This is a genomic window from Streptomyces sp. NPDC041122, assembly GCF_055592445.1.
Genome location: NZ_JBVIYQ010000001.1, coordinates 888,612 through 909,260 on the forward strand (window position 1 = coordinate 888,612; position 20,649 = coordinate 909,260).

Genomic DNA, 20,649 nt, shown 5'->3' on the forward strand with positions numbered 1-20,649 from the left:
ACGGCCGGGGGCGGGCCCCGGATCCCGGAGCGCAGACCGTCGCCGAAGGAGGCGGCCCGCCCCGAGGGCGAGCACGAGGTCAAGGGGCTCGCCTTCCGCGACGAGGGCGAGGCCGAACAGGAGGCCCCACCGCCGCGCCTCGCACAGAAGCAGCCGCGCAAGGTCACCTGGCAGAAGCTCACCTTCCTGCCCGCCGTGCTCGCGGTGATCCTGCTGGCGACCTGGTGGTGGTTCCAGCAGGCCGAGCTGGACTCGATCTCGAAGAACGCGCTGGCGGACGGGAACGTCTGGCTCAGGCTGCGCCAGCACATCCAGCTCACGGCGATCTCGACGTTCTTCGTCCTCATCATCGCCATCCCGCTGGGCATCCTGCTGACCCGCAAGAAGCTCCGCAAGGGCGCCCCGGCGGCGATGGCCCTGGCCAACATCGGCCAGGCGACCCCCGCGATCGGCCTGCTCGCGCTCCTGGTGATCTGGATCGGCATCGGCGAGAAGGCCGCCCTGATCGGCATCATCATCTACGCGGTCCTGCCGGTGCTCAGCAACACCATCGCGGGCCTGAAGGCGAACGACCCGACGCTCCTGGAGGCGGCGCGCGGCATCGGCATGTCACCGCTCGGCGTCCTCGGCAGGGTCGAACTCCCGCTGGCCGTACCGCTGATCCTCGCGGGGGTGCGCACCGCGCTGGTCCTCAACGTCGGCACGGCGACCCTCGCCACGTTCGGCGGGGGCGGCGGCCTCGGCGACCTGATCACCACGGGCATGACCAACCAGCGGATGCCGGTCCTCATGCTGGGCTCGATCCTGACGATCGCGCTCGCGCTCCTCGTCGACTGGCTGGCCTCGCTGGCCGAACTGCTCCTGCGTCCGCGCGGGCTGGAGGTGAGCTCATGAGGACGGCACGGAAGGCTCTCGCCCTGACCCTGGGCGGTGTGCTGCTCGCGGCGTGCGGGCTCACCAGCGGCAGCCCGATGGTGGACGACGTCAAGCCCGGTTCCATCGGCAAGGGCCTGCCCCTGAAGGGCGTCGATCTCACCGTCACCTCCAAGGAGTTCACCGAGCAGCTGATCCTCGGCGCGATCATGGGCATCGCCTTCGAGGCGGCCGGCGCGAACGTCCTCGACCGCACCGGCATCCAGGGCTCGATCGGCGCGCGCGAGGCCGTCAAGGGCGGTGACGCGGACGCCATGTACGAGTACACGGGCACCGCCTGGATCACCTACCAGGGCAACACGAAACCGATCACCGACCCGCGCAAGCAGTGGCAGGCGGTGCGCGACGCGGACCTGAAGAACGGGGTCACCTGGCTGGCGCCTGCCGAGCTCAACAACACGTACGCGCTGGCGATGAACGAGAAGAACGCCGCCAAGTACAAGGCGAAGACGCTCTCCGACGTGGCCGCCCTGTCCAAGTCCGACCCGAAGGCCGTATCGCTGTGCGTGGAGAGCGAGTTCGCGTCCCGGGAGGACGGGCTGCCGGGCATGCAGAAGGCGTACGGGATGAAGATCCCCTCGTCCAGCATCACCAAGATGGACACCGGCATCATCTACACGCAGGTGTCCAAGGGGTCGTGCACGTTCGGCGAGGTCTTCACGACCGACGGCCGCATCAAGGCGATGAAGCTGACGACGACGGAGGACGACAAGCACTTCTTCCCCAACTACAACGCCGCCCCGGAGATCAACAGCAAGTCCCTGAAGAAGCACCCCGCGATGGCGGAGGTCCTGGAGCCCATCACGAAGAAGCTGAACAACACGGTGGCGCGGGAGCTCAACTCCAAGGTGGACGTGGAGGGCCAGGACCCGCACGAGGTGGCGCTGGAGTGGCTGGTGCAGGAGGGGTTCGTGAAGGAGGGATAGCTGGGCCGCGGCGCTAGCAGCTCGGGACCTTCGTGCCCTTCTCCAGGGCCCGGAGGGAGGCGACCGTGCCCTTCAGCGTCGTGATCGGCACGAGTCGCAGCCCCTTCGGCAGCTCCGCCTGAGCGTCCGAGCACTCGTCCTCGGGAACCAGGAAGACGCTCGCGCCGTCGCGCCGCGCGGCCTGTGTCTTCAGGGCCACCCCGCCGACCGGGCCGACCGTGCCGTCCGCGTCGATCGTGCCGGTGCCCGCGATCTTGCGGCCACCCGTGAGGTCGCCGCCGCTGCCGTCGCCGTCCAGCTTGTCGATGATGCCGAGCGAGAGGAACAGCCCGGCGCTCGGCCCGCCGATCTTGCCGAGGTCGGCCTTGACCCGCACCTTGTCGGTGTCGTCCACGCCGTTCGCCTTCAGGTAGGCCAGCGCCGCCTTCGTGGCGTCGTCCTGCGACTTCTTCATGTCGCCGAGGTTGTGCTTCTCGACTTCCTTCACGTTGTCGCCGACGGGGTAGACGGAGTCCTTCGGCATCACGGCGCGGTCGGTACGGAACCATCCGTCGACGACGTCGCCCAGGTAGATGTCCATCTGCGGTCCCGTGGCGACGATCGTCGTCATGCGCAGCTCACCCTTCGTCTCCCGCGTCGGCACACCGGAGACGGTCAGGACCGGCTTGCCCTCGTGGTCCCCGAGCACGTTGGCCGTGCCGCCGGGCTGCGCCACGGCGAACGGCAGCGGCGCGAGCCCCGCGACGGCGAGCAGGGCCACGACGGGGAGTGCGCAGAGGGCGAGGGCCTGGGGGCGCGTGAGACGGGAGAGAGAGAACACCGCATCAATCTAACGTGCGGGGTGGATATCAAGCCCGTCCGGCGTTTGAGGACGAGCTCGGCGCAGCCGGCGATTGACCGAGCCACGGATGACCGCACGCCCGCGCGGCCTCAGCGCAACGCGTCGGCGACCTCGCGCGCCGCGTCCACCACTCGCGGCCCCACCCGCTCCGGTACCGAGTCCGCCAGCATGACGACGCCCACGCTGCCCTCCAGGCCCGTGACGCCGACCAGCGGAGCCGCCGCCCCGCTCGCGCCCGCCTCCAGCTCGCCGTGGGTGAGCGCGTAACCGGGGTCGGTCACCAGGCCCTGGCGGGCGGCGAGTATCGCGCGGCCCGCGGCGCCCCGGTCCAGCGGGTGCCGGAAGCCCGTTCGGTAGGCGACGTGGTAGTCCGTCCACGTGGGCTCGACCACCGCGACCGCGAGGGCCTCCGTGCCGTCCACGAGGGTCAGGTGGGCCGTCGCCCCGATGTCCTCCGCCAGCGAACGCAGCGCCGGCAGCGCGGCCTCCCGCACCAGCGGGTGCACCTGGCGGCCGAGGCGCAGCACGCCGAGGCCGACGCGGGCGCGGCCGCCCAGGTCGCGCCGGACGAGGGCGTGCTGTTCGAGCGTGGCGAGCAGGCGGTACACGACGGTCCGGTTGACCCCGAGTTTGGTGGACAACTCGGTGACCGTCAGTCCGTGGTCGGTGTCGGCCAGCAGCTTGAGGACGCGCAGTCCTCGGTCGAGCGTCTGAGAAGTCTCCGCGGTCACGACGCCCACTCCTTAGGTGAGGGTCGGCGACCCCCTTACGCGGCGGTTGCGTCGCCGGTCCCGTGGGCGACGCGCGTCAGAGGCCGCCGGTCGGAACACCGGCTGCGCTCCGCGGCGGCGCTGCCACGGGGCGTGTGCTGTGCGGGGACATTAGCGAGGCCGTCCCGCTCAGCGGAAGACTTCGTCCAGAATCCGGGCACCGGGACGCCCCGAGCGCCCCCCATTGCCCCGTTACGCGGTGGCCCCCGGTGCGGAGGGGCGCACGGACTTCGCACACCACCTCCCCACTCGGAACGCACGCCTCACCGTCCGGATCACTTCATCCGGGTCGCCCACTCCTGGACCTTCTCGATGCGCTGGCGCAGCTGCCCCGCGGTGGCCTCCGCGCTCGGCGGCCCGCCACAGGTGCGCCGCAGCTCGGTGTGGATCACCCCGTGCGGCTTCCCGCTCTGGTGGACGTACGCGCCGACCATCGTGTTCAGCTGCTTCCTGAGCCCGAGGAGTTCCTTGTGGGAGACGACCGGGCGCCGCTCGGCGGGCAGTTCCAGGAGGTCGGCCTCCTCGTCCGGCTTCTTCTTGCTGTGCGCGATCTGCCGGGCCTGCCGCTTCTGGAGCAGCATCTGCACCTGGTCGGGTTCGAGGAGCCCCGGGATGCCGAGGTAGTCCTGCTCCTCCTCGCTGCCGGGGTGGGCCTGCATGCCGAACTCGGCGCCGTCGAAGAGCACCCGGTCGAAGACGGCCTCGGACTCCAGGGCCTCGAAGGAGAACTGCTCCTGCTCCCCGGTGTCCTCGTCCTGCTCCTTGTTCGCCTCGTCCATCTCCTTCTCGGACTCGGCGTAGGGGTCCTCCTCCCCCTCCTTCTTCGGCTTGTCGAGGGCGTGGTCCCGCTCGACCTCCATCTCGTTGGCGAAGGTGAGCAGGTCGGGCACGGTGGGCAGGAAGACGGACGCGGTCTCGCCACGCCTGCGGGAGCGTACGAAACGGCCGACGGCCTGCGCGAAGAAGAGCGGCGTGGAGATCGTCGTCGCGTACACGCCCACCGCGAGGCGCGGCACGTCGACGCCCTCCGACACCATCCGGACCGCGACCATCCACCGGTCGGTGCTCGCGCTGAAGTCGTCGATGCGCTGCGAGGCGCCGGCGTCGTCGGAGAGGACGACGGTGGCCTTGCTGCCGGTGATCTCGCGGATCAGCTTGGCGTAGGCGCGCGCGGAGTCCTGGTCGGAGGCGATGACGAGGCCGCCCGCGTCCGGGATGGCCTTCCTGACCTCGCTGAGCCGCTTGTCCGCGGCCTTCAGGACGTTCGGCATCCACTCGCCGCGCGCGTCGAGCGCGGTCCGCCACGCCTGCGAGACGGCGTCCTTGGTCATCGGCTCGCCGAGCCGCGCCGCGATCTCGTCCCCCGCCTTGGTGCGCCAGCGCATGTTGCCGGAGTACGAGAGGAAGATGACGGGACGCACGACGCCGTCGCCGAGCGCGCTGCCGTAGCCGTAGGTGTAGTCGGCGGAGGAGCGCCGGATGCCGTCGTTGCCCTCCTCGTACTGCACGAAGGGGATCGGGTTGGTGTCGGACCGGAACGGCGTACCGGTCAGCGCGAGCCGCCGGGTCGCGGGCTCGAACGCCTCCAGGCAGGCCTCGCCCCACGACTTCGAGTCACCGGCGTGGTGGATCTCGTCGAGGATCACCAGGGTCTTGCGCTGCTCGGAGCGGTTGCGGTGCAGCATCGGCCGGACGCCGACCCCCGCGTACGTCACGGCGACGCCGTGGTACTCCTTGCTCAGCGGTCCCGCGCTGTACTCGGGGTCGAGCTTGATGCCTATCCGGGCGGCGGCCTCGGCCCACTGCTTCTTCAGGTGCTCGGTGGGCGCGACCACGGTGACCTGCTGGACGACGTGGTGGTGCAGCAGCCAGGAGGCGAGCGTGAGCGCGAACGTCGTCTTGCCTGCGCCCGGGGTGGCGACGGCGAGGAAGTCGCGCGGCTGCTCCTGGAGGTACCGGTCCATCGCACCCTGCTGCCAGGCACGCAGCTTGTTGGCGGTGCCCCAGGGCGCTCGGCCCGGGAAGGCGGGCGAGAGGTGGTGGGAGGAGTTGGCGGCGGCGCTGGTGGTAGTCACGGTCTCCGGGTTCGCGGGTCGGCGGCACGTATGACAACCGGGCCACCTTACCGGTGATGCGGGGGCGTTCCACTGGGGGCGAGGCGGTGCCGGGCGCGGGTGGGACGGGGCTCACACGAGGGGCGGCGCGGGGCGCCGCCCGGCTCTGCGGTGTGTCCGCCTACCCGTCCGTCCGCACATCCGCCCGTACCTCCGTCGCCCGCACCCCTGTCGCCCGTACGTCCGGCCCCGTGTCCGACAGGGCATCCAGGCGTACGTCCGTCACCGCGTCGGTCACCACGACCCCCGTGTCGTCCGCCGCCGGGACCGCCGCCGGTGCCTGCGGCCCCTGGAGCCGCGTCCCCAGCCACGCCCCGGCCAGGGCGACCGCCGCCATCGGCAGGAAGACGGCGACGAAGGCGGCGGGGTGGGACTCGGCCGCGCCGGCCGCCCCGTGGGCGTCCCCCACCGAGCCGCCGCCCAGTGCGGCGAACGCGGCGCCGCCGGCCGCGAGGAGGATCACGTTCGAGAGCCCGTCGGAGATCTGCAGCGCCGCCGAGTTCGCCCCGGCGTCCGCGGGCGGCGAGAGCCGCAGCAGCAGCACGCTGGTCGAGGCGATGACCATGCCCATGCCGAGGCACCCGAAGCCCCACGCGACGCCGACGATCCACACCGGCACGGCCTCGACGAGGACGGTGGACGCGGTGAGGATGGCCGCCGTGACCAGCAGCATGCCGGTGGCCACCAGCCGCGACCGGTACGGCTCCATCCGGGGCCGCGACTGCACGTACGACCCGAGCGCCCAGGTCGCGCCGCCCACCGCGAGCGAAAGCCCCGCCATGGTCGGGCTCAGCCCGCGCTGGGTGACGAGCATCAGCGGCACGAAGGACTCCGCCACGATGAACGACCCGGCGGCGACCCCGCGCAGCAGCACCACGGACGGCAGCCCGCGCGCGGCCCGGTACGTCCCCTTGGGCAGCAGCCCCAGGACGGCCGGTACGAGGACGGCGGCGCCGGCGGCGGCGGGCAGCAGGGAGAGCCACCGCAGATCCTGGCCCGCGTACTGGAGGAGACCCGCGCCCAGCGAGATCCCGAGCGCCAGCCGGATGCGCCGCCGGTCGAAGGCGGCGAGCGGCGCGTCCGGGTCGACGGGGCCGGACGCGGTGCGCCGTATCGCGGGCAGCGCGAGCGCCAGCGGTATGCCCACGAGGGCCGGGATGCCGACGAACACCCAGCGCCAGCCCAGGTGTTCGGTGACCGTGCCGGCGACCAGCGGCCCGACGACCGACGGCACCACCCAGCTCGCCGCGAACGCCGCCATGATCGACGGCCGCAGGTGCTCGGGGTAGGCGCGGCTGACGACGACGTACAGCGCGACGATGACGAGCCCGCCGCCGAGCCCCTGCACGGCCCGCCCCAGGATGAACGTCCACATGCCCCCGGCGGTCCCGCTCAGCAGCAGCCCCGCCGCGAACAGCCCGATGCCGGTGGCGAGCGGTCCCAGCGGGCCGCGCCGGTCGGCCCACTGGCCGCTGAGCACCATGCCGAAGAGGCTGGTGGTGAAGTACCCGGAGAACGCGAAGGCGTACAGCGAGACGCCGTCCAGCTCGCGCGCCGCGACGGGCATCGCCGTCCCGACGGCGGTCGCCTCGAAGGCGATCAGCAGGACGACGGAGACGATGCCGGTGCTCAGGGCGCGGTAGGGCTTGCGCAGGACTCCGTCGGTGTCGGTCATCACGCCAGAGTAAGAGGCGTGGGCCTCTTTTGCCCCTGTCCCGGGGGCGGGTTCTCGCTGGTCCCTTGGTCGTACGTCCCTCAGCGGGGGGTGGCGTTCGAGGCGTACGGGAGGAAGGTGGACCAGGTGGAGGGGGTGAGGGTGAGGTGGGGGCGGTCGGGGGTCTTGGAGTCGCGGATGTGGATGGCGTGGGGGGTGGGGGCGACCTCGACGCAGTCGCCGGACTCGTTGCTGCTGCTGTAGCTGCTCTTGCGCCACTCCAGTCCGGAGACGTTCCCGGCGGAAGCCTTGCGGATCATGTCTCTCCCAGCAGTTCCTCGATGAAGGCCAGGGACTCCCGTGGCCTGAGAGCCTGAGCCCGGATCATGCCATAGCGCAATTCCAAGATCCGGAGGTGCTTCGGGTCGGATACGGGGTGGCCACCGAAAGCACCCTCGGAGCGCCCGATTGCCGTTCCATCCCGGAACTTCAGCACCTCGATCAGGCCTCCCATTCCGGCGTGGCTCCCGCAGTCGAGGGGCATCACCTGGAAGGTCACGTTCCGCAACTGCGCAACCTCCGCTAGGTGTTCGAGTTGCCGACGCAGCACCATTCTCCCTCCGATGGTGCGCCGCAGCGTCGCCTCTTCCTGGACGAAGTGGAGAGCAGGAGCAGGTGAGCGGGAGAAAATCACATGTCGGGCCAGACGAGCAGCCACATCCCTCTCCACCTGGTCCACGGAGTAAGACGGCTGTCGCATGTCGAAGAGCGCCCGCATGTGCTCCTCCGTCTGCAACAGCCCGTGGATGTTGTGGTTGCTGTAGAGACCGATCTCGACCGCCTGGGCCTCCAGCTTCGCCAGGTCCCGCGCCTTCTTCGGATAACGGGCCTCCCGCATCTCCTTCTTCATCGCCGAGACCAGGCCGCCCGCGCCGAGGACCTCGTCCACCTTGTCCAGGTACTCGGGGCGAGGGATGCGCGCACCGCGCTCGATCTTGCGGACCAAGTCCTCCCCGTAACCGATCGCCTCCGCGAACTCCGCCACCCGCAGGTTCGCCGTTTCCCGGCGGAGTTTCAGCTGGCTGCCGACCATCTCGACCACCGCGCTGATCTCGTCCTCGGGGTCCACGTCCCAACCGGGCCCGTCCACACCGTCGTTGCCTTCCACCACGCCACCTCCGCCGGGACAGCCGGGACAATCCGGGACAACGTCCGGACAGACTCCGTACGCACGGCCCGCCCCGATGTCCACGGTACGCACAGGCGGCCACGCTGAGTGATGTGAACCAAGAAACCACCCGGGCACAAGTGCCCGCTCCCGTACACCAGTTCACGATCCTGCTGTCGGCGACGCGCAGAGGCGCGCGGCTGGCGCGGCTCCTGACGCGGGAGCAACTGCGCAGCTGGGGACGCCCGTTCGAGGCGGCGGAACAGATCGTCGCCGAACTGGCGAACAACGCCGTGCTGCACGGGCACGTGCCGGGGAGGAGTTTCCGGCTCGCGCTGACACTGAGCGCGGCGAACACCCTCCGTATCGGGGTGACGGATGCCCGTACGGACCGTACGCCACCCCGAAACCCCCAACTGCCGCGCTTGGACGCCGAGTCGGGTCGGGGGATGGTGCTGGTCGCGGCCCTGGCCGACCGGTGGGGTACGGAGCCGGGGCCGCCGCCCTGCAAGACCGTGTGGGCGGAGATCGACGCGTCAGCCGGTGGGCGTGCCCGACACCTCGGGTGAGAGAGGCGTCGGGGTCGGCGGCACCGCCGACGTACTCGGCCGCGCCCGGCGCGAGGACGGGATGGCCCGCCCCGTCCGGCTCGACACATGCCGGTAGGCAGGTTCTCCGCGCGATACGCGCAAATGGAGAACCTGCCTTTTGGAGCCCTCTACGGAAGTCCCGCTGTCGGACCCGGGACCCGCAGTACGCCTACCGTGCCGTGTACCACTTCACGGCCTGCGTGCGCTTCGGCCAGATGTAATCGCCCTCGTCGGGAATTCCGATCGAGGCAGTCCCCGTATTCGTCGCCCGGTACTTATATCCCTTGTGAACCTTGAGCGAGACCGTCGGGGACTTGCAGTACTTCTTGTTGTGGCAGCTGCCCAGCTTGCCCCCCGAGTAGTCCTTCAGCTTCCCGCCCTTGTACGAGCTCAGGGCCGCCTCAGGCCGCTGCACGCTGCGCTTCTTGCTGCACTTCTGGTAGCCGTAGGCGTACACCTTGCCGTTGCTGCGCCAGACGTTCACGTAATTCGTGCAGCCGTGATAGGCCTTCCCGTGGCCGGTGGCCGCCTGGGCTCCGCCACTGCCCACGAATACGCAGGCAAGCGCGACCGAACCGACGCCGAGGCCTCGCAGAATCCTCTTCACACATTCCTCCCGTTTTTTGGTGCTACCGAAGACCTTAGGTCAACGTGGCGCAACCACAGGGGCAGTTGGTGAAGAATTTAAGATTCATATTGCACCCTTATGGAACGCCGGACCATAAGGGGTGCAATTAGGGACCGCCGCGGACTTCAGGAACGTAGCCCTAGGATCGGCACCATGACCACGCGACTCGTACAAATTCATCTGAAGGCCCGGGACGACGCGGCGCTGGGCCGGTTCTGGGCGGAGGCGCTCGGCGGCTGGGGCGTGGACAGCGAGGGGCCGGGTGTGACCAACCTCGAACCCGAGGGTTTCGCCTACCCCGACCCCGCCGCGATCGTCATCGACGTCGTGACCGACCCGCAGCCCAAGTCGGCGAAGAACGGCGTGCATGTCGACCTGGCCACGAACTCCACCGCCCATCAGGCGGAGTTGGTGGCCCGCCTCCGCGAACTGGGCGCGACGCCCGTCGACGTGGGCCAGGGAGACGTCCCTTGGGTGTGCCTCGCCGACTCCGAGGGCAACGAGTTCTGCGTGCTCGAACCCCGGGAGCTCTACCGGGACACCGGCCCGGTCGCCGCGGTCGTGGTCGACTGCGCCGATCCTCGCGCCATGGCCCGCTTCTGGGACGAAGCGATGGACTGGACGCTGCACGAGGTCTCCGACGACCTCGCGCGGCTGCGGTCCGCCCAAGGGGTGGGCCCGTACCTGGAGTTCCTGCGTACGCCAGGTGTGCGCACGGAGTGGAGCCCTTCCGCCCGGCCCCGCGTCCACCTCGACCTGCGCCCCTACCCTGGCGGCGACCACACTGTGGAGGCGACCCGGCTGCGCGCCCTGGGCGCCACGGGCATCGACTTCGGCCAGGGCGACGCTCCCTGGACGTGCCTGGCGGATCCGGAGGGGAACGAGTTCTGCGTCTTGCCTTCGGCGTGACGGGGGGGGCCTCTCGGTTCGGTGGGGCGGTGCGGTTGCCGGTGGCTGGGGGGAGTCTTCGGTGGCTCGGCGCCTTTGTCGGTGACCGGGGCCGCCCGGGGGAGAGCGAAGTGTGGCGCCTCCGGGCCGGCAGTAAAGGGCGCTCCGCTGCGCTACGCGTCGGCTTCGCCGATTGCGCTGCGCTCCACCCTTGACTCCCGTCCCTCCACCGCACGTTGACGTTCGACCCGGACGGCCAGGGGTGAGGCGGCGGGTTCGGCTGGGATGGGTCATCACCTTTCGCTGCCGGGTGCGGACCGGCCCATCGTGAGCCGACGCCCCGGCACGCGCTCGGCCACCCACGCGGCCACGCGGCTCGGTCCACCCCCTCTCGTCGCCGGGTGCGGTCCGGCCCATCGTGGGCGGATGCCACGGTGCACGCTCGGCCCACGGCCGATCTGGCCGGGTCATCGGCTCGCGCTGCCGGGTGCGGACCGGCCCATCGTGGGCGGCGGGCCTCGGTGCGAGCTCGGCCAGCCACACGGCCCGACTGGGCGGGTCATCGGCTTTCGCTGCCGGGTGCAACCCGGCCCATCGTCAGCGGACGTCACCCTCGATGTCCCGATGTCCCGCCCGGGGGGTCTGGCACCTACTTCGGCAAAGTTGCGAACCGAGACGCCGCGCGCCCCCCGCCACCACGGCGAATGCGCCCCCAGGTACGCGCGCCCCGCCTCCGACATACGCACCCATGCCCACCCCCTCCGGCACCTACTTCGGGAAAGTTGCGAAGCAGATCCCCGCGCGCCCTCTCCCCGCGCTCTATGCGCCGTCGGGTGAGTGGTCGGTCGCGGGCTCACGCCGTCTACATGAGCCCGGCAGTCCCCCCTCAACTCCTCCGTCCCATAGGTCTCATGCGCTACGAGATCCAATCCGTCCCCCGATTCCCGTGTCACGCACAGACCCCGTCCGCCCCCTCCCTCGCGGCGGGTTGGTTGGGTCCGGGGGCGCTTGGGGGTGTGGGAGGGGGGCGCGCGGCGTCTCGCTTCGCAACTTTCCCAAAGTAGGTGCCAGACCCCCCGGCGAGCAGTCCATCGAAAGGTGGCATCCGCTGGCGATAGGCCGGTCCGCACCCGGCCGCGGGAGCCGATGACCCGACCAGACCGGCCGTGGGCCGAGCACGCACCGTGGCGTCGCCTCACGATGGGCCGGTCCGCACTCGACGACGAAAGTGGATGGCCCGAGCGGCGTGGCCGGGCGGCTGGCCGAGCGCGCACCGAGGCGTCCGCCCACGATAGGCCGGTCGGCACCCGGCGACGAAAGCCGATGACCCGACCGGCTAAGTCCGCCGCCATCCCCTGGCCGGCCGGGTCGGACATGTCACTGCGGTGGAGGGACGGGAGTCAAGGGTGGAGCGCAGCGGAATCGGCGAAGCCGACGCGACGAAGGAGCGCCCTTTACTCCCGGCCCGGAGCCGCCACACTCCGCAAGAACCCGGGCGGCCCCGGTCGGAATCGCAGGCACCGGGCCACCGAAGACTCCCTTCATGAACGCCATATGGCAGTCCCATTGCGGCGGGCCGCGATCTCTTGAGAGGCGGATGGGGGCCGCGTTACGTTCACTGGGTCAGGTCAACAACGACATGGCCGTGTGCCCGAGTGGCTTAGGGGCTGGACTGCAAATCCAGTAACGCGGGTTCGATTCCCGCCACGGCCTCAGGTCGACGCGACTGCCGGCGCAGCGCGAACGCCCCCACGAAAGGGGTGGTCCTCACCGGGCCACCCCTTTCGCGTGCCCCACCTCAGTAAGGTGAGCGGCCGTGGAAGCTGGGGACTACATCGCGGCGGGCAGCGCCCTCGTCGCGGCGACCGCCGCCTGCATCGGCTGGCAGCAAGGACGTACCGCCCGGCGGGCCGCCCTCGCCGCCGAGACACAGGCCCACGCGGCTCTCGCCCAAGTCGAGCTGGTGCGCCAGCAGTTGACGCAGGTGCGAGCGGCACGCGACGAGGTCGACCGGCCGGTCTTCACCGTCGTGGAGACGGACGTGCGCCGGAGCGTCGGCACCCCCGACATCCTCGTCGTCGTCCGACAGACCGGCGGCTCCCCGGTCGCCGAGGCCCGGGTCACGGTCCACCTGAACGACGAGCCGGCCGTGGTCGTCGGCGCAAACGACGACGGCGTACTGATCTGGCGGCACACCGTCCCCGGCGCCACGAAGACCCTGCGGATCCGGACGACGGACCGGCACCTGGGCGAGCTGGAGGTCCGCGTCTACCTCACATGCCGGGAGGCGGACGGCGAGCGGCAATGGTCCTGCCTCGCCCTCGGGTACGTCCACGGGGACTGGCGCAGGACCATATGGGAGGGCGCAGAGGTAGGGGTCGGACGCCGGCCTCCCTACGTGCCGGATCAATGGCCGAAGCACGTAACCGAGTTCCCGTCACAGCACGTACCCCTACCCGAGCAACCCGCTCCGGAGGACGAAGGCCTCCCCCACTACCCCTGGATCCCCCGGATCGACTCCCCGTTCATCGTCCACCCGGACGAGACCGGCCTCCTCGCCGTCACCCCGCTGCCCCTCAGGACCCGACCCTCGGAAGACCCCGACCCCACAGCCACCGACAGCCGCGGCTCCCACCACCTCAGCGGCATCTGGTAGGCACGCCCCCAGCACCACCGGCGACCGCTCAGGTCGCCACCGCCGCCTGCGGGCGGATCGGCAGGCGGTTGACGGGGCGGCCCGTCGCCGCGCGGACCGCCGACGCGACGGCCGCCGGGGACGTCACGACCGGGACCGCGCTGGCCGCCTTCGCGCCGAAGGGGGCCACCACGTCCCGCTCCTCCACCAGCTTCACGATGCGGATGTCCGGCGTGTCCAGGGCGGTCGGCAGGGCGTAGCCGGTCAGGTCGGGGTGGCGGACCAGGCCGCGCGGGGTGCGGAGGTTCTCGGTGAGCGCCGCGCCCACGCCCTGGGTGACGCCCGCCTCGATGCGGGCCCTCAGCTGGGCGGGGTTGAGGATGCGGCCCACGTCCTGGGCGACGGCGAGCTCCACCACCCGTACGGAACCGATCTCGATGTCGACGTCCACGACCGCGCGGATCGCGCAGAACGCCATGCCCACGAAGGCGTCGCCCTGACCGGACTCGTCGAGCGGCTCGGTCGGGTGGGGGCGGCACTGGGCCGTGGCCCAGAGTTCCTTGCCCTCCAGGGCCTCGGTGACGGTCGTGGAGAGCACCCCGTCGTACGAGGTGATCTTGCCGTCGTTGATCTGGAGCAGCTCGGTGGACATGCCGAACTTGTGGGCCAGCGGCTGCAGCAGCTGCGTGCGGACCATCTTGGCCGCCCGCTCGACCGCGCCGCCGGACACCCAGGTGTGGCGGCCGCGGCAACTGGGGCCCGCCGGCGGCTGGTCGGTGTCGACCGGCGCGACCCGCACGTCCTCGATGCCGAGCGTCTCCTGGACGATCTGGCGGGCCAGCGTGGTGAAGCCCTGGCCGGTCTCGACGGCCGCGCAGAGCACGGTCGCCGCGCCGTCGTGGACCTTCACGGTGGCCGTGGAGACCTCGTCCGTGCCCTCGGCGCCGAGGAGCTGGACCATGCCGAGTCCGTAGCCGACGCCCCGGCGCACCGCGGCCGGTTCGCCCGCGCCCTCCGGGCCGCCGGGCAGCAGCCACTCGTCCTCGGGGGTGTCCTTGGGCAGGTCGGGGAGCGGGAAGTCCCGTACGGCGGCGAGGAGTTCGGCCACCGGTGCGGGGCAGGTCACCGTCTGTCCGGTGGGCAGGATGTCGCCGGTCGCCATCGCGTTGCGCAGCCGCACCTCGGCCGGGTCGATGGACAGCTTCTTGGCGATCTTGTCCATCTGCGCCTCGTACGCGGCGCAGACCTGGAGCGCGCCCTCGCCCCGGACGTGCCCGGACGGCGGGTTGTTCGTACGGACCGCCCAGCCCTCGATGAAGGCGTTCGGCACCACATAGGGACCGCAGGCGAAGGAGACGGCCGCGGCCAGCGCCTCCGACGACGTGTCCGCGTACGCGCCCGCGTCGAGCAGGATCTGCGCCTCGACCTTGACCAGGCGGCCCTCGGCGTCGGCGTGGTGGCGGTAGCGCAGGAGCGTGGGGTGGCGGTGGGCGTGGCCGAGGAAGGACTCCTCGCGGGTCGCGGTGAGCTTGACCGGGCAGCCGGTCCGCAACGCCAGGAGCCCGAGGGGCAGTTGGAAGCTCGCGTCCTCGCGGTCGGCGCTCGCGCCGGGCACGCCGGTGACGACGACCTTCACCCGGTCCGGGCTGACGCCGAAGCAGGCGGCGGCGCGGTCGCGGTCGGCGTGCGGGTCGGTGGAGGCGATGTACAGCTCCACTCCCCCGTCGGGGCGCGGCACCGCGAGGCCCGCCTCCGCGCCGATCGGCGCGGGGTCCTGGCGGCCGATGCGGTACAGGCCCTCGACGACGAGTTCGCCCGCCGCCTCCGGGTCGCCGTGGCGCAGCGGGATGTGCCGGATCAGGTTCCCGTCGGGGTGCAGGGGTTCGGCCTCGAAGGCCTTCTCCGGGTCGGTGACCGGTTCGAGGACCTCGTACTCGACGATGACGGCCGCGGCGGCCATCCGCGCGGTGTCGGGGTGGTCGGCGGCCACGGCGGCGATGGGCTCGCCGTGGTGGCGTACGACGTCGGCGGCGAAGACCGGGCGGTCGGCGGTCCTGCGGCCGTGCAACGGCTCGCCGGGGACGTCCTCGTGCGTGACGACCGCGTGCACGCCCGGCATCTCCAGGGCGTGCCGGGTGTCGATGGAGACGATGCGGGCGTGTGCGTGCGGGGAGCGCAGGACCGCCGCCCACAGCAGGCCCTCGGCCCACAGGTCGGACGCGTAGGGGAAGGTGCCCTCGGTCTTCACGCGGGCCTGCGCGGACGGCAGCGACGCGCCGATGCCGAACTTCGGCTCGGTCTCCTGCGGGGCGGCGCCGGGCGCGGTGGCTTCGGTGGTCACGCGTGGCCTCCGTCCTGGCCGTAGGGGCCCTGCGGTCCTTCGGGTGCGGGTGCGGGTGCGGGTCCGGTGCCGGTGCCGTCGTACGGGTGGGGCGCGTCGTAGGGGCCACCGGGGGTGTCGCCGTACGTCCCGTCGTCACCGCCCTCGTAGGCGCCGTCGTGCGGCGCCGGGTGGACGCCGCCGTCGCCGGGACCCGCCTGGTGCGGGATGCGGGCCACGTCCGCCTGCTGGTGTCCGTGGCCGTGCCGCTCGGGCCCGTGCCCCTGCTCGTCCTGGGCCGCGGGTTCGGCGGCCGCCGCGGACTCCTCGCGCTCGGCGACCACCTCGCGCACGGCGTCGAGCACGCCGCGGTAGCCGGAGCAGCGGCAGAGGTTGCCGCACAGCGCGCGGCGGGCCTCCAGATCGCTGGGGGCGGGGTTGCCCTCCAGGAGGTCGTGCACGGTCATCGCCATGCCCGGCACGCAGAAGCCGCACTGCACCGCGCCGCACGCGGCGAGCGCGCGCTGCACGTCGGAGGGCTGCCCGTCGGTGGCCAGGCCCTCGACGGTGCGGACCTCGCTGCCCGCGGTGGTGGCGGCCGGCACCAGGCAGGAGGCGACGAGCCGTCCGTCCACCTGGACGTTGCAGGCCCCGCACTCGCCCTGCGAGCAGCCGTCCTTGGCGCCCGCGAGACCGAGCCGCTCGCGCAGGACGTAGAGCAGCGACTCGCCGATCCAGGCGTCGGTGACGGGCCGGTCGGTGCCGTTCACGCGCAGGACGTACGAGACGAGGGGATGGTCGTCGTGGAGCGGGGTGGGGACGGGCTCCACGACTTCGACGGCCCCGGTGACTTCGGCGGCGCCGGTGGCTTCGGCAGCTTCGGCGGCTTCGGTGACGTCGGGGGCCTCACCCGGGTCGGTGGCTTCGGCGGGCTCCTCGGTGGGGGCCACCGCCTCAGCGGCCTCGACGGCGTGCGAGGGTTCCGGCGCGTCCTCCGGAGCCGGTTCCGGCGCTTGTTCCGGTACGCCGGGTTCGTCCGTCGCGCCCGCCTCTTCGGGTACGTGCGCTTCGTCCGACAAGTCCGCGGGCTCGGCATCGACTTCGGCCTCTGGCGCGGCTTCGGCTTCGGCTTCGGCTTCGGCTTCAACCGCTACCGGCTCGGCGGCCTCTTCGACCGACCCCTGGACCGACTCCTGAACCGACTCCTCGAAGGGCTCCTCGACGAGCTCGTCGGCCGGCTCGCGCACCGGCTCCTGAGCCGGTGCGGCCGGGGGCTCCGCCGGGGCGCCCTCGGACGGGAGCCGGATCGCCCGCAGCAACTGCGTCTTCTCGAACCGGCTCTCCGGCTCCGCGGAGCCGTCGTCCGCCGCGGCCCCGTGCAAGGGCTCGTGCGGCGCCCGCAGCGCGTCCTGCGAGGCCTGGAGCATCTCCTGCGCGGTCGGCGCCGGCGCCGGGGCCGGCGAAGGGGCCGGAGGCACTTCGGTCCGGAGGGCCTCCTGCGCCTGCGCCCCCCAGGGCGCACCGGCCCCCGCCCCCGTCGCCCACGGCGCGGGCGCGCCGCCGGGCAGGGTGGCGGGCGGCGTGCCGCCCCACTGGGTGGCCAGCGACGACGTGGTGAACTCCCCGGACTCGTCCGGCAGGTCACCGTCGGCGACCGGGATCGACCACTGGCCGGTGACGTCGGCGGGCGGCGCGGCGACCGGCTGCCCGTACTCCTGCCCGTACTCCCGCTCCCGGCCGAAGTCCTGCTCGTACGCCTGCCCGTGGCCGTACCCCCGGTGCTGCGCCTGCGCGGCCTCCGCCTCGGCGAAACTCCACTGCCCGGTCGCGCGGGGGTCGTACGCCTGCCCCTCCGCGTGGCCCTGATCCGGATGGCCGTGCTCCGCGTGGGCGTGATCCTGATGACCGTGATCCGCGTGGGCCTGGGGCGCCGTGCCCGCCTCGGGCCACCGCACCGCGTGTCCGGCACCGGCCGCGCCCGTCACCTCCGGCGGCATGACCCATGTGCCGGTGGCCGCCGGGTCGGTGGCGTCGGCGGTGGTGGGGGTGACCGTTATCTGCGGCGGGACGTACCCGTGTCCGGGCGCGGCGAGCGGGGCGTCCAGCATGCCCTCGGGGAGCTGCACGAACGCCGTGGCGTCGGAGTCGTACTCGCCCTGCGGGTGCGGCTGCCAGCCGCCGCCGTTGTGGGTGTTCTGGTCGTCGCTCACGACAGCGCCCTCCCCAGTGCTCGTCGGGCCAGCGCGGCGACGGTGCGCCGCAGGTGCAGTACGGCGGGCGACAGCGGCTGTTCGGTGCCGTCGGCCGCCGGGGGCTGCTCCGGGATGCAGGCGGCGGCGACGTACTCGCCGAAGGCGGTGACCGCCTCCGGGACGAGGCTGCCGCGCTCGCCGTCCCAGTCGATCAGGGCGGCCACCCACTCCTCGGCCTCCAGCGGCCGCAGCGGCATCGGCGCGATGGCGCCGACCGCGCAGCGCACGCCGCGCCGGGCCGGGTCGAGGACCAGGGCGACGGAGGCGGTCGCCCGGCCGGGGCCGGTGCGTCCGGTCGCCTTGAGGAAGACCTGGGGGGCGTGCAGGAGCGGTACCCGCACAAAGCCGATGAGCTCGCCGGGGCGGAGCATCTCCATGCCGGCGAGGAGGTGCGAGACGGGGATCTCACGGCGGGCGCCGCCGGGTCCCGCGATGATCAGGACCGCTTCGAGGGCGGCGAGCACGGGCAGCGCGTCGCCGGTCGGCGCGGCCGAGGCGATGTTGCCGCCCAGGGTTCCGGCGTTGCGGATCTGCGGGGGTCCCGCGGCGCGCGCGGCGGCGGCGAGGGCGGGGATCAGCGCGGCGAAGTCGGGGCGGCCCATGCGGGCGTGGGTGAGGCCGGCGCCGAGCAGGGCGTGGCCGTCCTGGTACTGCCAGCCGCGGATCTCGCTGATGCGGCCGAGGCCGACGAGGGCGGCGGGGCGCAGCTGCCCCGAGTTGACCGACGCCATCAGGTCGGTGCCGCCGGCGACGGGCACGGCGGCGGGCATGGCGGTGAGCGCCGCCACGGCCTCGTCCAGCGTGGCGGGCAGCTTCACCGACTGCGGTGTCTGTGTCGCCTGCGGTGCGTGCGTGCTCAAAACCGGCTGCCCCTTCCCGATGCCCGGCCGCGTGCTCCACGTACGACGTGTATGTGGAGTGCTCGCCGTTTCGCGACGTGTCACCGTTACGCCTGTTCCGCCGTACGGTACGTGCTCACAACCCGGACGTGGCAACTCTGGCACATTCTCCCCGGCCCTCGACGCGGGGGTCCGCTAGGAGGCATTCGCCCCTGGTACGGGGGGATGTGCCGGTTTGGCGGACCCTCTCCGGGTGGGGTGAATTGCCCCGGTCCGGTGCTGCTCGGGCGGCTTCTCACCGGTACTCCGGGTGCGCGGTGCCGCCGCTCCCGGCGGCCCGCGCTCCTCGCGCGGGCCGCCGGGAACACGCACCCGTCGGGGTGTCTCACACGTTCGGGGGCGCCCCCTCGATCGGGCGTCCGAGCACACCCGGTCGCTGCTGTCGCGGCAACGGACCGCTCGGCGGACGGTAGTCGACGCCGAGGGCGTCAAGTCGGGTGTAGTGCGCGGTCATCCGCCGCTCGAAGTCGGCGTAGTCGCGCTCGGCCGGGGCCGGCAGCCGCCGCCACGCCACCTCGCAGAACGCGGCGAGACGCGGGAACACCTGGTAGTCGACGCGCCCCTGGTGCTCCATCACCTCGGTCCAGACGTTCGCCTGGGTGCCGATGACGTGGGCCGCCTCCTCCTCGGTGAGCTCGGCGGGGACGGGCTCGAAGCGGTAGACGTCCTCCAGGGTGCGGACGAACCCGATGGGCACCGGCTCGTCGGGGCCGCCGTGCTGACGGTGGTCCAGATACACGTGCTGCTCGGGGCACATGACGACGTCGTGGCCGGACTTGGCGGCGGCGATGCCGCCCCGGTAGCCGCGCCAGGACGACACGGTGGCGCCCTCGGCGAGGCCGCCCTCCAGGATCTCGTCCCAGCCGATGAGCCGCCGGCCGCGGGCGGTGAGCCAGCTGTCGAAGTGCCGGATGAACCAGCTCTGCAGCCCCTTCTCGTCCTCGACGCCCAGCTCCTTGATGCGGGCCTGCGCGGCGGGCGACGCCTTCCACTGGTCCTTGGGGCACTCGTCGCCGCCGACGTGGATGAACGTGGCCGGGAAGAGGTCGAGGACCTCCTCGAACACCCCCTCGTAGAAGCGGAGTACGTCCTCGGTGGGAGCGAGGACGTTGGGGTTGACCCCCCAGGTGTCCCAGACGGTGAGCGCCTCGGTGTCGACGACGTCGGTGTTGCCGAGGTTCGGGTAGGCGCTGATGGCCGCCTGCGAGTGGCCGGGGATCTCGATCTCCGGGACGACGGTGATGTGCAGGGAGTCCGCGTACGCGACGATCTCGCGGATGTCGTCCTGCGTGTAGTAGCCGCCGTGCGGGCGCTCCTCCCACAGCGGCGAGGCGCGGTGGCCCCACTTGGTGCGGGACCGCCAGGAGCCGACCTCGGTGAGTTCGGGGTGGCGCTTGATCTCCACGCGCCAGCCCTGGTCGTCGGTGAGGTGGAAGTGGAAGACGTTGAGCTTGTGGGCGGCGAGCAGGTCGAGGTAGCGCAGGACCCCGTCCTTCGGCATGAAGTGCCGTGCGACGTCGAGCATCATGCCGCGCCAGCCGAAGCGGGGGGCGTCCTCGACGACCCCCGCCGGGACGAAGTGCGCGGCGCCGGGCCGCAGTTGCGCGCGGCGGAAGGCGTCGGGGCCGAGGAGCTGGCGCAGGGTCTGGGCGCCCCAGAAGACGCCGGCCCCCGCGCCGCCGCGGATCTCGGCGCGGTCGGCGTCGACGGTGAGCCGGTACTCCTCCGGTTGCAGGGAGCCGTCCACGTACAGGGAGAGGGAGTTGTGCGCACCCTCGGTCCCGCCGGGGAACGGCAGGCCGAGCGCGGGCCCGAGCGTGGTGCGCAGCCACCGCTCGGTGGTCCCGGTGCCGGGGCCGCCGTACAGGGTGGTGGAGGCGTCGATGACGAAGGAGGAGCTCTGCGTGGCCTCGGCGCGTGCGGGCGCCGGGATGAGTTGCCCAAAGGTCATGAAGCCACAGGCTGTCACGCGATTGCGCAACGCAAAAGGGGCGTTGCGGCAGGCGCAACGCCCCTCGGGCGAAAGGGTCC

General features: G+C 72.2%; 16 protein-coding genes and 1 tRNA gene. 6 read left to right on the forward strand and 11 right to left on the reverse strand.

Features of this window, described 5'->3' with window-relative positions; translation table 11 throughout:
- Positions 1-21: 21 nt before the first annotated feature.
- Together ACZ6B8_RS03895 and ACZ6B8_RS03900 are read left to right on the forward strand one after the other, a co-directional pair.
- A complete protein-coding gene (locus ACZ6B8_RS03895; protein ID WP_471089190.1) occupies positions 22-894 on the forward strand; it encodes an ABC transporter permease in 873 nt (290 codons plus the stop codon).
- Positions 891-1,859 (forward strand): glycine betaine ABC transporter substrate-binding protein, encoded by a 969-nt coding sequence (locus tag ACZ6B8_RS03900; RefSeq protein ID WP_471606187.1) that lies wholly within the window; start codon positions 891-893, stop codon positions 1,857-1,859. Before ACZ6B8_RS03895 ends, ACZ6B8_RS03900 begins: the two co-directional genes overlap by 4 nt.
- Positions 1,860-1,872: 13 nt before the next feature.
- On the opposite strand, the gene ACZ6B8_RS03905 is transcribed toward ACZ6B8_RS03900, so the two are convergent.
- From ACZ6B8_RS03905 to ACZ6B8_RS03930, 6 genes are all read right to left on the reverse strand, one after another.
- Positions 1,873-2,679 carry a S16 family serine protease gene (locus ACZ6B8_RS03905; protein ID WP_471606188.1) on the reverse strand — a complete coding sequence of 269 codons (807 nt, stop codon included), beginning with the start codon at positions 2,677-2,679 and terminating at the stop codon, positions 1,873-1,875.
- A 110-nt stretch (positions 2,680-2,789) separates the two neighbouring features.
- Positions 2,790-3,431 (reverse strand): IclR family transcriptional regulator, encoded by a 642-nt coding sequence (locus ACZ6B8_RS03910; protein WP_471088921.1) that lies wholly within the window; start codon positions 3,429-3,431, stop codon positions 2,790-2,792.
- A 314-nt stretch (positions 3,432-3,745) separates the two neighbouring features.
- The gene (locus ACZ6B8_RS03915; protein ID WP_471088919.1) at positions 3,746-5,545 is read right to left on the reverse strand and encodes a DEAD/DEAH box helicase; all 1,800 of its coding nucleotides are present in this window, start codon (positions 5,543-5,545) and stop codon (positions 3,746-3,748) included.
- 160 nt (positions 5,546-5,705) lie between these two features.
- A complete protein-coding gene (locus tag ACZ6B8_RS03920) occupies positions 5,706-7,259 on the reverse strand; it encodes an MFS transporter (RefSeq protein WP_471088917.1) in 1,554 nt (517 codons plus the stop codon).
- A gap of 80 nt (positions 7,260-7,339) precedes the next feature.
- On the reverse strand, positions 7,340-7,558 hold the full coding sequence (locus ACZ6B8_RS03925) for a DUF397 domain-containing protein (protein WP_471606189.1): 219 nt from the start codon (positions 7,556-7,558) through the stop codon (positions 7,340-7,342).
- Entirely contained in the window at positions 7,555-8,406 is an 852-nt protein-coding gene (locus ACZ6B8_RS03930) for a helix-turn-helix domain-containing protein (protein WP_471606190.1), read from the reverse strand. Before ACZ6B8_RS03930 ends, ACZ6B8_RS03925 begins: the two co-directional genes overlap by 4 nt.
- 140 nt (positions 8,407-8,546) lie before the next feature.
- Here ACZ6B8_RS03930 and ACZ6B8_RS03935 point away from each other — a divergent pair, with 140 nt between their 5' ends.
- Positions 8,547-8,975 (forward strand): ATP-binding protein, encoded by a 429-nt coding sequence (locus ACZ6B8_RS03935; RefSeq protein WP_471606191.1) that lies wholly within the window; start codon positions 8,547-8,549, stop codon positions 8,973-8,975.
- Positions 8,976-9,165: 190 nt separating this feature from the next.
- Here the strand turns inward: ACZ6B8_RS03935 and ACZ6B8_RS03940 are convergent, their stop codons facing one another.
- Positions 9,166-9,546, reverse strand: a complete 381-nt coding sequence (locus tag ACZ6B8_RS03940) for a hypothetical protein (protein WP_471606192.1) — start codon at positions 9,544-9,546, stop codon at positions 9,166-9,168.
- A gap of 231 nt (positions 9,547-9,777) precedes the next feature.
- Between ACZ6B8_RS03940 and ACZ6B8_RS03945 the strand changes: the two genes are divergently transcribed.
- The 3 genes from ACZ6B8_RS03945 (at position 9,778) to ACZ6B8_RS03955 (ending at position 13,168) form a co-directional block, all read left to right on the forward strand.
- Positions 9,778-10,533, forward strand: coding sequence for a VOC family protein (locus ACZ6B8_RS03945; protein ID WP_471088909.1), 756 nt, complete (start codon positions 9,778-9,780; stop codon positions 10,531-10,533).
- Between the two features lie 1,620 nt (positions 10,534-12,153).
- Positions 12,154-12,225, forward strand: a tRNA-Cys gene (locus ACZ6B8_RS03950).
- A gap of 103 nt (positions 12,226-12,328) precedes the next feature.
- Positions 12,329-13,168, forward strand: a complete 840-nt coding sequence (locus ACZ6B8_RS03955) for a hypothetical protein (protein WP_471606193.1) — start codon at positions 12,329-12,331, stop codon at positions 13,166-13,168.
- Between the two features lie 28 nt (positions 13,169-13,196).
- On the opposite strand, the gene ACZ6B8_RS03960 is transcribed toward ACZ6B8_RS03955, so the two are convergent.
- The 4 genes from ACZ6B8_RS03960 to ACZ6B8_RS03975 all read right to left on the reverse strand — a co-directional run bounded on the left by ACZ6B8_RS03960 (position 13,197) and on the right by ACZ6B8_RS03975 (position 20,569).
- A complete protein-coding gene (locus ACZ6B8_RS03960; RefSeq protein ID WP_471606194.1) occupies positions 13,197-15,488 on the reverse strand; it encodes a xanthine dehydrogenase family protein molybdopterin-binding subunit in 2,292 nt (763 codons plus the stop codon).
- On the reverse strand, positions 15,485-17,677 hold the full coding sequence (locus ACZ6B8_RS03965) for a (2Fe-2S)-binding protein (RefSeq protein ID WP_471606195.1): 2,193 nt from the start codon (positions 17,675-17,677) through the stop codon (positions 15,485-15,487). Before ACZ6B8_RS03965 ends, ACZ6B8_RS03960 begins: the two co-directional genes overlap by 4 nt.
- Positions 17,674-18,579, reverse strand: coding sequence for an FAD binding domain-containing protein (locus tag ACZ6B8_RS03970; protein WP_471088902.1), 906 nt, complete (start codon positions 18,577-18,579; stop codon positions 17,674-17,676). Before ACZ6B8_RS03970 ends, ACZ6B8_RS03965 begins: the two co-directional genes overlap by 4 nt.
- Positions 18,580-18,943: 364 nt before the next feature.
- Positions 18,944-20,569, reverse strand: coding sequence for a beta-N-acetylhexosaminidase (locus ACZ6B8_RS03975; RefSeq protein ID WP_471606196.1), 1,626 nt, complete (start codon positions 20,567-20,569; stop codon positions 18,944-18,946).
- Between the last annotated feature and the right edge of the window lie 80 nt (positions 20,570-20,649).

Excerpts from the sequence above, each read along its gene's own strand:
- ACZ6B8_RS03945 (WP_471088909.1), top strand. The coding sequence starts at position 9,778 with ATGACCACGCGACTCGTACAAATTCATCTGAAGGCCCGGGACGACGCG.
- ACZ6B8_RS03925 (WP_471606189.1), bottom strand. The coding sequence starts at position 7,558 with ATGATCCGCAAGGCTTCCGCCGGGAACGTCTCCGGACTGGAGTGGCGC.
- ACZ6B8_RS03920 (WP_471088917.1), bottom strand. The coding sequence starts at position 7,259 with ATGACCGACACCGACGGAGTCCTGCGCAAGCCCTACCGCGCCCTGAGC.
- ACZ6B8_RS03900 (WP_471606187.1), top strand. The coding sequence starts at position 891 with ATGAGGACGGCACGGAAGGCTCTCGCCCTGACCCTGGGCGGTGTGCTG.
- ACZ6B8_RS03975 (WP_471606196.1), bottom strand. The coding sequence starts at position 20,569 with ATGACCTTTGGGCAACTCATCCCGGCGCCCGCACGCGCCGAGGCCACG.